Raw genomic sequence first — 12217 nt, forward strand, 5'->3', positions numbered from 1 at the left:
GATTTCTTCAACAACTTCAACCACTTGCGCTTGCGATCTCTCGTAAGCGGGAGGCGAATTCTACAGCGTTACACGCTGCTGTCAACACCTATTTTTCAACTCCCTTTTGGCTTCGATGAACTGAAGCAACTTGCTGCCGAAAACTGCGTAACTCATTGTTTGCCAAGGAGTTTTCCGTTTCGACTGCGCCGGAAGTGGGGCGAATTATAGGCCTCCAGAATCTGCCGTCAAGGCTTAATTACGCTTTTGTTGCAGAAGGCGCTTTTTTAGCAATAAGGCGAGGGATTCGACGCATTACCGGCGGCACGCGGATCAACAGAAGTAGCGCACCTATAGAAGCGTAGATAGCCCACTCCTTCAGATCCGCCCGCACTATCCACAGCATGTGCAGCAAACCGAGCCCAAGAATCACATAGACCAGACGGTGCAGCTTCTTCCATCGACTCCCCAACCGACGCTGGCTATAGCGGTTCGACGTAACGGCCAACATAAGGAGAGCAACAAACCCCAGCGCCCCCACAATGATGTAGGGCCGCTTGCTCAACTCTACGCCGAGCTGCGACCAATCCAGCCCCAGGACAAACACACAATAGGCCGCCAGGTGCAGCACAACATAAGCAAAGCACCACAGCCCCAACTGTCGTCGCACTGCTATCCACCCCGCCCAACCGCTCAACTTCTGCAGCGGCGTCATAGCAAGCGTGATCAGCAATAAAATGAGCGTCCCCAAACCCAGGCGATCAACGAGCACCTTGCCTGGATCAGGCCCCAGCGCAGAACTCCACGCTTCATACAACCAGAGCAATGGCCACACTGCTGCGGCTACAAACACGCCGATGCGCCAGATGGGATAGCGCATCAGTAGTTCTTCCGCAGATCGAGGCCTGTATATAAAGAAGCGACCTCATCCGAATAGCCATTGAACATCTGCGTCTCGCGCACATTCGGACTAAACAGGCCGCTCGGCAGACGGCGCTCCCGCGCCTGGGTCCAGCGCGGGTGATCGACCGTAGGATTCACATTCGCATAAAACCCATACTCATCAGCTGCAATACTCTGCCACGTCGTTTTCGGCTGCTCACTGACCAGACTGATACGCACGATGGACTTCACACTCTTGAAGCCATACTTCCACGGCACCACCAAGCGCAACGGTGCACCGTTCTGGTTAGGCAACTCCCGCCCGTACATGCCCACAGCGAGGATCGCCAACGGATTCATCGCCTCATCCAGGCGCAGCCCTTCCACATAAGGCCAATCGATCAAGCCGAAACTTGAGCGTTGCCCAGGCATGCTCTTGGGATCCTGAAGGGTTTCAAAACGGATGTACTTGGCTTTGGAGGTTGGCTCGACCTGCTTGAGCAACGCCGAGATGGGAAAGCCTATCCACGGAATCACCATGGACCATGCCTCGACGCAACGCAGGCGGTAGATGCGCTCTTCCAGCGCATAGGGTTTCATGAAGTCTTCCAGGGCATAGCGCCCAGGTTTTGCGACTTCACCATCAATCACCACACTCCAGGGCTGCGTCTTGAGCGAGCCCGCATTCGTTGCCGGGTCGCCCTTGCCTGTCCCGAACTCATAGAAGTTGTTGTAGTGAGTTGCGTCCTTGAATGGCGTGATGGCCTCATCTTTGACCGTCACCGACTGCCACTTCGCATTCGGAAGTTTTTCCGTAAACCAGTTGGGCGCACTGCCCGGCTCGACGTCGGCATACCGCGAAGCATCGCCGGCACTGGCCCAACGCGGCAAGCTGCTGGCGGCAACACCGGCAAGCGCACCACCGAGCAGGCTGCGGCGAGAGAGATAGAAAGATTCAGGCGTGACATCCGATTCGTGACAATCGGACGCTTTGGGTAATTTGATTAACATGGTAACTCCGCAGCGTTGGAGAACTGATGCACCAATAGACTGCGGAGTATGGGGGAAATTACATTAAGACAATGTTTTGTCCCGACGCAGACGCAACAAGTACTGAATCGGGCCAGAAGCCGCATAGGCCAGGAACGCCAGCAGCAGGATACGCGGTGGATCACTGAACACGACCGCGAACACCAGCACCACCACAAGGATGGCCACGAAAGGCACGCGCCCCTTGAGGTCAAATTCCTTGAAGCTGTTGTACTTGATGTTGCTGACCATCAGCATGCCGGCCGCTGCCACCATCAGGGCAACCAGGAACGACATCTTCGATCCCTGAATCCCGTAGTCACTGAACGCCCATACAATCCCCGCGACAACACCCGCCGCTGCCGGGCTGGCAAGGCCGATGAAGTAGCGCTTGTCGGCAGTCCCTACCTGGGTGTTGAAGCGCGCCAGGCGCAAAGCGGCACCCGCGACATAGATGAAGGCAACCATCCAGCCGACCTTGCCCATGTCACCCAATGCCCAGGCAAACGCCAGCAGTGCGGGGGCAACACCAAAGGCAACCATGTCCGACAACGAGTCGTACTCGGCGCCAAAAGCACTTTGAGTATTGGTCATACGCGCCACGCGACCATCCAGGCCGTCGAGCACCATGGCCACGAAAATTGCGATAGCAGCAAAGCCAAAGTATTTGCTGGCACTCGCCGCATCACCCGCCGCCAGCGCGCTCTGGGCACTCATGGAGTTGATGATGGAGTAGAAGCCGGCGAACAGATTCGCCGTGGTGAACAGGTTGGGCAGCAGATAGATGCCACGATGCCGGACCTTGCGGCCTTCGGCGTCATGCCCTTCTTCGACATGTTCATCAATCGGCAGCATGCTTTCGGCGTCGGAAGCCTGGTTTGGCTCTTCGGGACGTTCGCTCATGGACTTTACCTTGCAACGGTGTGAAAAAATTCGACAGATACTTGCAGCGAGTGTTCGCCTGCAAACGATGCAGCTTTATACCAGAACCAACCCCTCAAACGAAAAAACGCGGCCTAAGCCGCGTTTTCCCTTGATGCGTACGACTTAGTTCTTGGCTTTGTCGACGATCTTGTTGGCACCGATCCACGGCATCATGGAGCGCAGTTGCTCGCCGATGACTTCGATACCGTGAGCGGCGTTATTACGACGCTTGGCGGTCATCGAAGGGTAGCCGGTAGCGCCTTCGCTGATGAACATTTTGGCGTATTCGCCGTCCTGAATACGTTTCAGGGCGTTGCGCATGGCCTGACGGGACTCGGCGTTGATCACTTCCGGACCGGTCACGTACTCGCCGTACTCGGCGTTGTTGGAGATCGAGTAGTTCATGTTGGCGATACCGCCTTCGTACATGAGGTCAACGATCAGCTTGAGTTCGTGCAGGCATTCGAAGTAGGCCATTTCCGGCGCGTAGCCAGCTTCAACCAGGGTTTCGAAACCAGCTTTTACCAGCTCAACGGTACCGCCGCACAGAACGGCTTGTTCGCCGAACAGGTCGGTTTCGGTCTCGTCCTTGAACGTGGTTTCGATGATGCCGGTACGACCGCCACCCACGCCAGCAGCGTAGGACAGTGCAACGTTCTTGGCATTGCCCGACGCATCCTGGTAGATCGCGATCAGGTCAGGGATACCGCCGCCTTTGATGAACTCGGAACGCACGGTGTGGCCCGGTGCTTTCGGCGCGATCATGATCACGTCGAGGTCAGCGCGCGGCACGACCTGGTTGTAGTGAATCGCGAAGCCGTGGGAGAAGGCCAGGGTAGCGCCCTTCTTGATGTTCGGCTCGATTTCGTTCTTGTACAGCGAGGACTGGAACTCGTCCGGGGTCAGGATCATGACCAGGTCGGCAGCCGCAACAGCAGAAGCAACGTCGGTCACTTTCAGGCCATGGGCTTCAGCCTTGGCGACAGTGGCCGAGCCTTTACGCAGGCCAACGGTCACGTCAACGCCGGAATCTTTCAGGTTGCACGCTTGAGCGTGACCCTGGGAACCGTAGCCGATGATGGCGACTTTCTTGCCCTGGATGATCGACAGGTCACAATCTTTATCGTAATAAACTTTCATGAGGTTCCTCTATATATCCAGGCCGTAAGGCCATTCGCTAATTGGGTTAGATGCTGAGTACTTTGTCGCCACGGGCAATCCCGGTGACACCACTGCGTACGGTTTCCAGAATCGAGGCCGTCCCGATCGACTGGATGAAGCTGTCCAGTTTGTCGCTGGTACCGGTCAGTTGAACGGTATAAACGCTGGCGCTCACATCGACGATCTGCCCGCGATAAATATCGGTAGTGCGCTTGATCTCGGCACGCTGGGCGCCAGTGGCCTTGACCTTGACCAGCATCAGTTCGCGCTCGATGTGAGCGCTTTCCGACAGGTCGACCAGCTTGACCACTTCGATCAGCTTGTTGAGGTTCTTGGTGATCTGCTCGATCACCTCATCGTGGCCTACGGTGGTCAACGTCAGGCGCGACAGGGTCGGGTCTTCGGTCGGGGCCACGGTCAGGCTTTCGATGTTGTAGTTGCGTTGCGAAAACAGGCCGACAACACGAGACAGAGCGCCGGGTTCGTTCTCCAGAAGCAGGGAGATAATATGCCGCATGATTAAGTACGCTCCGTCTTGTTCAGCCACATGTCGCGCATAGAGCCGTCTTTGATCTGCATCGGGTAGACGTGCTCGCTGGTATCCACCTGAATATCGATGAACACCAGGCGGTCCTTCATGGCGAACGCTTCTTCCATCTTCGGCTTCAGATCTTTCAAATCAGTGATGCGAATGCCGACGTGGCCATAGGCTTCAACCAACTTGATGAAATCCGGCAACGATTCCATGTAGGAATGGGAGTGACGGCTACCGTAGCTCATGTCCTGCCATTGACGAACCATGCCGAGCACGCCGTTGTTCAAGCAGACGATCTTCACGGGAAGACCGTATTGCAGGCACGTCGACAGCTCCTGGATGTTCATCTGGATGCTGCCTTCGCCGGTGACGCAGGCAACGTCGGCATCCGGGAAGCTCAGTTTCACCCCCATGGCCGCAGGGAAACCAAAGCCCATCGTGCCGAGGCCACCGGAGTTGATCCAGCGGTTAGGCTTGTCGAACTTGTAGTACTGCGCCGCGAACATCTGGTGCTGGCCCACGTCGGAGGTCACAAAGGCGTCGCCCTTGGTCACTTCGCACAGGGTTTCGATCACGGTTTGTGGCTTGATGATGCTGCCGTCGCCCTTGTCATAAGGGAACAGGCCACGATCACCGCGCCATTCGTCGATCTGCTTCCACCAGCTGGCAACGGACTCCTTGTTCGGCGTTTCGCCGATGTCCTTGAGTGCAGCGACCATTTCGGTCAGTACACTTTCTACAGGCCCCACGATTGGCACATCGGCCTTGATGGTCTTGGAGATGGACGCCGGGTCGATGTCGATGTGGATGATCTTGGCATTCGGGCAGAATTTGCTCGCGCCGTTGATCACTCGGTCATCGAACCGCGCGCCCACGGCGAGGATCACATCGGCGTGGTGCATGGTGAGGTTGGCGGTGTAGCTGCCGTGCATGCCGAGCATGCCGACAAACTGACGGTCCGAACCCGGGAATGCGCCGAGGCCCATCAGGGTGTTGGTCACCGGCAGGTTGAGCAGCTTGGCCAGTTCGGTGAGTGGCGCGGAACCGCCGCCCAGAATCACGCCACCGCCGGAGTACAACACGGGGCGCTTGGCCGCCAGGAGCATTTCTGCCGCCTTGCGGATCTGCCCCGAGTGCCCACGGACGGCCGGACTGTAGGAACGCAGCTTGGCTTTCTTGGGAAAAACGTATTCGAATTTTTCGGCCGGGTTGGTCATGTCTTTCGGGATATCGACCACCACAGGGCCCGGGCGACCGGACTGTGCGAGGTAAAACGCCTTTTTCATGACTTCCGGGATTTCCGACGCGTGCTTGATCATGAAGCTGTGTTTCACGATCGGGCGGGAAATACCGATCATGTCGGTTTCCTGGAAAGCGTCGGTGCCGACCATGGTGCTAGGCACCTGGCCAGAGATGATCACCATCGGGATGGAGTCCATATACGCAGTCGCGATGCCGGTGATGGCATTGGTTGCGCCTGGGCCGGAGGTTACCAGTACCACGCCGGCTTTACCGGTGGCACGGGCGTAACCGTCAGCCATATGGGTCGCGGCCTGTTCGTGGCGAACCAGGATGTGGGTAACAGCCGGTTCCTTGAACAGTGCGTCGTAGACATGCAGCAGAGCACCACCTGGGTACCCGTAGATATAGTCGACGCCTTCGTCACGCAAAAAGCGGACGAGCATCTCACCGCCAGATAAAAGCTCCACGTTGTTCACCTCTAAAACGCCAGAATACCGTCCGTTAAAAAACCGACGGGTCTTAATAGGTTTACTTCTCAACAGAGCATGAGCGACGGTGGTCGCCGACTACGTCAGCACTGACTGAGCAAGTATTGGGATCGTCCCAAGTGTTGCGGGCTTTTCCCACCCAGCGCGAGGTAACGCGTTGCGGGTGTTACAGGTCGGCGCGGATGTGCGCCTCATGATCTGCTGAGCGGGCCTGCTTCTGGCAGTCCCGATACAGCGGACTTTGGATTCTTCTGTTTCACGCCCTTCAAGTCAAGCAATAATTGCGCTTTTTTCCAACTAAGCGCATGAGAACGCAGAAGAAAGGGCTTTGAGGAGGGATAAAACTCGCCTGAATGTCGTCAAGCGGTAGAAATGTGCGCAAGACTGCCGGAAAAACCGGCAGTCAGGCAATTAACGAGCGTCGGCGATCAATTGATCGAACTTTTTCAGCGCGTTACGCAAGCCGAGGCTCTCCCGCGGCCGGTCGGCGTAGACCATCTCGGCCATTTCCAGGATCCCCGACGCATTCGGCAAGGGCAGGTCCTGTTCCAGGATCTGCTTCATACGCGCGAGGAAGATCCACTGCAGCCACTGGTGGAAGTCCAGAGTATCGACAGAAAAAGGTTCGACACTGCTGAGGGCTTCAACACTGGGGGATACTTCATCCCACCAGCCCTGAACGCGCAGTTCGCGCTCGATCAACAATAACTGCTCGGCAATCGCGGGAAAACGCGCATCCATCAGAGGCTGACCTTGGCTTTTTGCCGCGCCTGGGCGGCACCCGCTGCATCGCCCTGGGCGGCACGCGCATCCCCGATCAAGGCCCACAGGCTGGCTTGCAGGTCTGGGCGCCCATTGGCCAGGCTCAGGCCACGGCGAGCGAATTGCTCCGCCTGGGGCGCATCGCCCTGAGCCATGCGCACCTGGGCCAGGCGATAGAGCACTTGTGGCTCACGCGGCGCCACGCGCTGGGCACGTTCAAGGCTCGACGAGGCGCCATTCAAATCGCCACCCGCCTGCTGCTGCTGAGCGGTGGTGAGCAACGCCAGCACCGGGCCATCAAGTTGTTCGTCCGCCGACAACCCGCCCGCACTGGACGATGACGGAATACCGCTCGGCGTCGAAGGCATGTTGTAGGTGCCCTGATTGACCGGCGCGGTTTGAATCGGCGTGGAGTTCACCGGCCCGGAAGTGCTTGGGCCTGGGGTCCATGGCTCGGCACTGATAGGCGCCGAGGTTGCAGCCCCACTGCCGGGCACCATCACTACGACGCCGGAATCCTGGGGAATTGCCTGGGTTGCAGCTTGGGCAGGCCGTTTGACCACGGTCTGACGGAAGCCGCCATTGGCCGAAATGCGGTCGTTATTGGAAACGGACGTGCTTGAGTCCACCACAGGGATAGAGCCGCGCTGCACGCTGGAGCAACCGCCGAGCAAAACCAGAGCCGTAATTGCTGGAATCCACAACTTGTTCACTTGAAACCCTCTTTGCTTAATTCATCCAGCCCTTGACCCAATCCATCACCGATTCCGCGTCAGCAGGTGTACTGCCACCGCACGCGGCACCGGGTGGTGGTTCGCTGCCGCGAATATACGGCATCTGCACCGCGCCCGGACAGTTGGCATCGGAGCCTTGGCCGGTGTGCGGATCAATCCAGGCCTGCACAATATTGTCCGGCTGCGGCATGTTGAGCGGCAACGGGTCAGCCTTGCGCATGAAACTGGTCCATACCTGCAGCGCGCCGGTGGCACCGGTGAACGGCGTCTTGCCATTGTCGTCGCGCCCCAGCCATACCACGGCCAGTACATCTTGGCCGAAACCTGCGAACCAGCTGTCGCGGGAGTCGTTGCTGGTACCGGTCTTGCCCGCCAGGGTCAGGTTCGACGGCAGCACGCTGTAGACCGAACGCCCCGTACCCTCGCGCATCACGCGCTGCATGGCGTTCTGGATCAGGTAGATGGAGCCCGCGTCGAAGCGCTGCTGAATCTGGAACGGGTAACGCTTGAGCGGTTCGCCATCGGCGGTCAGCACACTGCGAATACCGCGCATCGGCGTATTGAAGCCACCATTGGCCAGGGTCTGGTACATGGTGGTCACTTCCATCGGCGTCATGGCCGCAGCGCCCAGGAGCATGGACGGGAACGCCGGGAATTCACGTTCGACTCCCAGTCGCGCCAGAGTCTTCAGCACGTTCGGCACACCCACTTCAAGCCCCAGACGCGAGGTCGAGATGTTGTAGGAATGCGCCAATCCTTGATACAGGAACACCGTGCCATGGGAACGGCGGTCGAAGTTCTTGGGCGTCCATACCTGGCCATCCGCGCCTTTGATCGACAGCGGGTCATCGGACAGCCAACTGGTCAGCGTGTACTTGCTGGGTTTTTCCAGTGCAGTGAGATAAACCGCAGGCTTGACCAGCGAGCCAATCGGCCGCACGGCATCCAGTGCGCGGTTGAAACCGGCGAAACTGGCCTGGCGGCTGCCGATCATGGCCTGGACCTCCCCGGTTTCCGGATTGGTCACGACCATGGCGGCCTCGACTTCATCCGAGCCCTTACGGCCAGTCAGGCGCTTGAAGGTGTCGTTGACCGACGCTTCGGCCTTCATCTGCAAGATGGGGTCGAAGCTGGTGAAGATCCGCAGCCCCTCTTCGGTCAAGTCTTCGTCGCGGTAGTCTTCGCGCAGTTGGCGCTTGACCAGGTCGATAAAGCCCGGGAATGAGCTATCCGCCAGCTTGCCGCGGGTTGTCACACCCAGTGGCATTTTCTTGGCAGCGGCCACTTGCTCAGCGGTGGCGACACCCTGCTGCTCCAATACATCGAGCACCAGGTTGCGACGTTCAAGCGCACGCTCCGGGTTGCGGCGCGGGTTGTAATAGGACGGCCCCTTGACCATCCCCACCAGCAACGCAACCTGATGCAATTTCAACTCGGACAACGGCTGCCCGAAGAAGAACTGGCTGGCCAGGCCGAAACCGTGCACGGCGCGCTGGCCATCCTGACCGACGAATACCTCGTTGAGGTAAGCCTCGAGGATTTCCTGCTTGCTGTAATGCAGCTCCAGCAACATCGCCATCATGGCTTCGGTGAGTTTACGGGTCAGGCTGCGTTCGTTGGTCAGGTAGAAGTTCTTGACCAGTTGCTGGGTCAGCGTACTGCCGCCCTGGGTCATCTTGCCGCCGGACGTGTTGACCCAGATAGCACGGGCGATCGACTTCGGCGACACACCCCAGTGGCTATAGAAATCGCGGTCTTCGACAGCGACCAGGGTTTCCAGCAGATACGGCGGTACCTGATCGAGCTTGATCAGGATGCGATCTTCAAGATTTTTCGGGTAAATACCGCCGATCAGCAACGGTTCAAGACGCACCACCGGCAGCTTGGAGCCATTGAGCGACGACAGCTCAGCCACATAGTCGCCAGAGAAACGCACGCGCACCGGCTGGGCTTTTTCCAGGCCTTCGTAGAACTGGAAGCCACGGGTGTTCAGGTCGACGGTATTACCGCTGACCGCCGCAGCGCCAGGGCCATTGCTCACGGGTTCGCGGCGGTAGCCCAGCGCATCGAGCTCGGTAAGGAAGTCATCCTTGCTCAGCTTCTGGCCGGAGAACAGCTCCAGCGGGCGTGCATACACCTTGGCCGGAATCGTCCAGCGCTTGCCGGAGAATTTTTCCTGCACCACGGCATCGAGGTACACCGCAAGGCCGGCGACCGCCACAAGGCCCACCAGGCCAAGCTTGATCACCCAGCCCAGCCAAGGGCGCGGGCCGCGGGAAGGAGGTTTTTTACGGGAACGGGGAGATCGGGTTCGAGTCATGGCGGCGGATTATACGCACTTTATTGATGATCAACATGAGCCGGACAGCGGTTTGCACGACTGGCATCAGCAGCCATAATGCCCCCCATGATTTTCCCCAGACTTTGAAGGATCGCCCGTGAGCCAGACCCTGATCGCTGCCCTGCAAAACCCGGCCTTGTACCCTCATCCGGTTGAAGCGTTTCAAGTCATCGAGACCCATATTTCCTGGGTGATACTGACGGGGCCCTACGCTTATAAGCTGAAGAAACCGATGAACTTCGGCTTCCTGGACTTCACCAATCTGGACGACCGCGGGCATTTCTGCCGCGAGGAACTGCGCCTCAACCAGCGCCTGACCGAAGATTTGTATCTTGAAGTGTTGCCGATTACCGGCACTGCCGAGGCGCCGCAACTGGGTGGCGACGGCCCGGCCATCGAGTACGCGCTGAAAATGCGCCAGTTCCCGCAAAGCCAGATGCTCAGCACCCTGCAAGCCAACGGCGAACTGACCTGCGCGCACATCGATGAGATGGCCAAGCAGATCGCCCAGTTCCACCTCAACGCCCCCAAAGTCCCGCAAGATCACCCCGCCGGCACGCCGGAAGAGGTGATGGCTCCGGTACGCCAGAACTTTGACCAGATCCGCCCGTTCCTCAGCGACAAGGCCGACCTGACTCAGCTGGAGGCTCTGCAAGCCTGGGCTGAAAGCAGCTTCGAACGCCTCAAGCCTTTGCTTGCGCAGCGCAAGCTCGATGGCTATACCCGCGAATGCCACGGCGACATTCACCTGGGCAACGCCACGCTGATCGATGGCCGCGTGGTGATCTTCGACTGCATCGAGTTCAACGAGCCTTTCCGCTTTACCGACGTGTACGCCGACACCGCTTTTTTGGCGATGGACCTGGAAGATCGCGGCCTGAAATGCCTGGCACGGCGCTTCATAAGCCAGTATCTGGAATTGACCGGCGACTACCAGGGCCTGGAGCTCCTGAACTTCTATAAAGCCTACCGTGCATTGGTGCGCGCCAAGGTTGCGCTGTTCAGCATGCCGAGCGAAGCCAACCCCGTGCAACGCGCTACCACCCTGCGCCAGTACCGCAACTACGCCAACCTGGCGGAAAGCTACAGCACCATCCCCTCGCGCTTCCTGGCAATCACCCATGGCGTTTCAGCGGTGGGCAAGAGCCACGTGGCCATGCGCCTGGTCGAAGCCCTGGGCGCGGTGCGCCTGCGTTCGGATGTAGAGCGCAAGCGCCTGTTTGGCGAACAACAGGTAGAGAACACCCTGCAGGCCGGTATCTACAATCAGGACGCCAGCGCTGCCACCTACACACGTCTGAACGAGATTGCCGACACCGTGCTGCGCGCCGGCTACCCGGTGGTGCTGGATGCCACTTTCCTGAAACGCGCACAGCGTGACGCTGCCGCCCAGGTTGCCGAAGCCACTGGCGCGCCGTTCCTGATCCTCGACTGCAACGCCCCGCAAGCCGTTATTACCAGTTGGCTGGCACAACGTCAGGCGGATAAAAACGATCCGTCTGACGCCACACTGGCTGTTATCGAAGAACAACAAGCCACTCGTGATCCGCTGACTGCCGAGGAACTGCTGCTCAGCAAGCGTGTGGAGACCAATGAAAGCGGGACGCTCGACGCGTTGGTCGGGCATATCCGTCAGCACCTGCCGGGCCTGTAAGAAATATTTCTTGGTCGCGTCGTCGTCTTCGGCGCGCGACCCAGCGATAGTGGCACTATACTGGCATCATAACACCAGCCAGAGTCGCGATCATGAGTCAGCCCAAGCTTCTTGATACCCAGCTCTATGCCCTCCTGCACAAGGACGACATCCACGGCTTCAACCAGGAGCGCCCTGAAAACGGCACGATCGACATGCGCGGCGGCGACTTTCGAGGGCTGGACCTGCGCGACCTTAACGCCACCTGCATTGACTTCACCGACGCCTATTTTCGCTCTGCCGACCTACGCGGCCTGGACTTGCGTGGCTGCTCACTGGAAGGCGCCAGCCTGGCCCATGCGCAGATTTCGGGGGTTTATTTCCCGCCCGAACTCACGGCTGACGAAATACTCATGTCGGTCAATTTCGGCACTCGCCTGCGCTACCGCACCAAGTAACCCCACACACCGAGTTCCGGCCAGCCCCCTGCCTGCCGGGCACTTTGCG

General features: G+C 58.7%; 12 protein-coding genes. 3 read left to right on the plus strand and 9 right to left on the minus strand.

Annotation, left to right across the window (positions count from 1 at the left end; translation table 11 throughout):
• Nucleotides 1-210, plus strand: a 210-nt coding sequence (locus tag OC445_RS02305) for a hypothetical protein (protein WP_262019923.1), incomplete at its 5' end; no start/stop codon positions are given.
• 28 nt (nt 211-238) lie between these two features.
• Here OC445_RS02305 and msrQ read toward each other — a convergent pair.
• From msrQ to mrcB, 9 genes are all read right to left on the minus strand, one after another.
• Nucleotides 239-859, minus strand: coding sequence for a protein-methionine-sulfoxide reductase heme-binding subunit MsrQ (msrQ, locus tag OC445_RS02310; RefSeq protein WP_054898036.1), 621 nt, complete (start codon nt 857-859; stop codon nt 239-241).
• Complete coding sequence (gene msrP / locus OC445_RS02315) at nt 859-1872, minus strand: protein-methionine-sulfoxide reductase catalytic subunit MsrP (protein WP_054898035.1); 1014 nt, start codon at nt 1870-1872, stop codon at nt 859-861. Before msrP ends, msrQ begins: the two co-directional genes overlap by 1 nt.
• A gap of 63 nt (nt 1873-1935) precedes the next feature.
• On the minus strand, nt 1936-2793 hold the full coding sequence (gene pssA, locus OC445_RS02320) for a CDP-diacylglycerol--serine O-phosphatidyltransferase (RefSeq protein ID WP_014719927.1): 858 nt from the start codon (nt 2791-2793) through the stop codon (nt 1936-1938).
• Nucleotides 2794-2937: 144 nt separating this feature from the next.
• On the minus strand, nt 2938-3954 hold the full coding sequence (ilvC, locus tag OC445_RS02325; protein ID WP_054917939.1) for a ketol-acid reductoisomerase: 1017 nt from the start codon (nt 3952-3954) through the stop codon (nt 2938-2940).
• 46 nt (nt 3955-4000) lie between these two features.
• Entirely contained in the window at nt 4001-4492 is a 492-nt protein-coding gene (gene ilvN, locus OC445_RS02330; protein ID WP_003176102.1) for an acetolactate synthase small subunit, read from the minus strand.
• A 2-nt stretch (nt 4493-4494) separates the two neighbouring features.
• A complete protein-coding gene (locus OC445_RS02335) occupies nt 4495-6219 on the minus strand; it encodes an acetolactate synthase 3 large subunit (protein WP_014719928.1) in 1725 nt (574 codons plus the stop codon).
• Between the two features lie 432 nt (nt 6220-6651).
• Nucleotides 6652-6981 carry a YqcC family protein gene (locus OC445_RS02340; protein WP_057975454.1) on the minus strand — a complete coding sequence of 110 codons (330 nt, stop codon included), beginning with the start codon at nt 6979-6981 and terminating at the stop codon, nt 6652-6654.
• On the minus strand, nt 6981-7715 hold the full coding sequence (locus OC445_RS02345; protein WP_034127026.1) for a tetratricopeptide repeat protein: 735 nt from the start codon (nt 7713-7715) through the stop codon (nt 6981-6983). The genes OC445_RS02340 and OC445_RS02345 overlap by 1 nt, the downstream gene beginning before the upstream one ends.
• A gap of 16 nt (nt 7716-7731) precedes the next feature.
• Entirely contained in the window at nt 7732-10056 is a 2325-nt protein-coding gene (gene mrcB / locus OC445_RS02350) for a penicillin-binding protein 1B (protein WP_057975455.1), read from the minus strand.
• Nucleotides 10057-10174: 118 nt separating this feature from the next.
• On the opposite strand from mrcB, the gene OC445_RS02355 reads away from it, so the two are divergent.
• Nucleotides 10175-11731 (plus strand): AAA family ATPase, encoded by a 1557-nt coding sequence (locus OC445_RS02355; RefSeq protein WP_259284683.1) that lies wholly within the window; start codon nt 10175-10177, stop codon nt 11729-11731.
• A 92-nt stretch (nt 11732-11823) separates the two neighbouring features.
• Nucleotides 11824-12168, plus strand: coding sequence for a pentapeptide repeat-containing protein (locus tag OC445_RS02360; RefSeq protein WP_198790950.1), 345 nt, complete (start codon nt 11824-11826; stop codon nt 12166-12168).
• Nucleotides 12169-12217 lie beyond the last annotated feature (49 nt).

Source organism: Pseudomonas sp. Pse35 (assembly GCF_024519715.1).
Lineage (GTDB): Bacteria > Pseudomonadota > Gammaproteobacteria > Pseudomonadales > Pseudomonadaceae > Aquipseudomonas > Aquipseudomonas paracarnis.

Bases quoted from the DNA above. Each gene is read 5' to 3' on its own strand.
- OC445_RS02340 (WP_057975454.1), bottom strand. From the start codon at position 6,981: ATGGATGCGCGTTTTCCCGCGATTGCCGAGCAGTTATTGTTGATCGAG.
- msrP (WP_054898035.1), bottom strand. From the start codon at position 1,872: ATGTTAATCAAATTACCCAAAGCGTCCGATTGTCACGAATCGGATGTC.
- OC445_RS02360 (WP_198790950.1), top strand. From the start codon at position 11,824: ATGAGTCAGCCCAAGCTTCTTGATACCCAGCTCTATGCCCTCCTGCAC.
- mrcB (WP_057975455.1), bottom strand. From the start codon at position 10,056: ATGACTCGAACCCGATCTCCCCGTTCCCGTAAAAAACCTCCTTCCCGC.
- ilvN (WP_003176102.1), bottom strand. From the start codon at position 4,492: ATGCGGCATATTATCTCCCTGCTTCTGGAGAACGAACCCGGCGCTCTG.
- pssA (WP_014719927.1), bottom strand. From the start codon at position 2,793: ATGAGCGAACGTCCCGAAGAGCCAAACCAGGCTTCCGACGCCGAAAGC.
- ilvC (WP_054917939.1), bottom strand. From the start codon at position 3,954: ATGAAAGTTTATTACGATAAAGATTGTGACCTGTCGATCATCCAGGGC.
- msrQ (WP_054898036.1), bottom strand. From the start codon at position 859: ATGCGCTATCCCATCTGGCGCATCGGCGTGTTTGTAGCCGCAGCAGTG.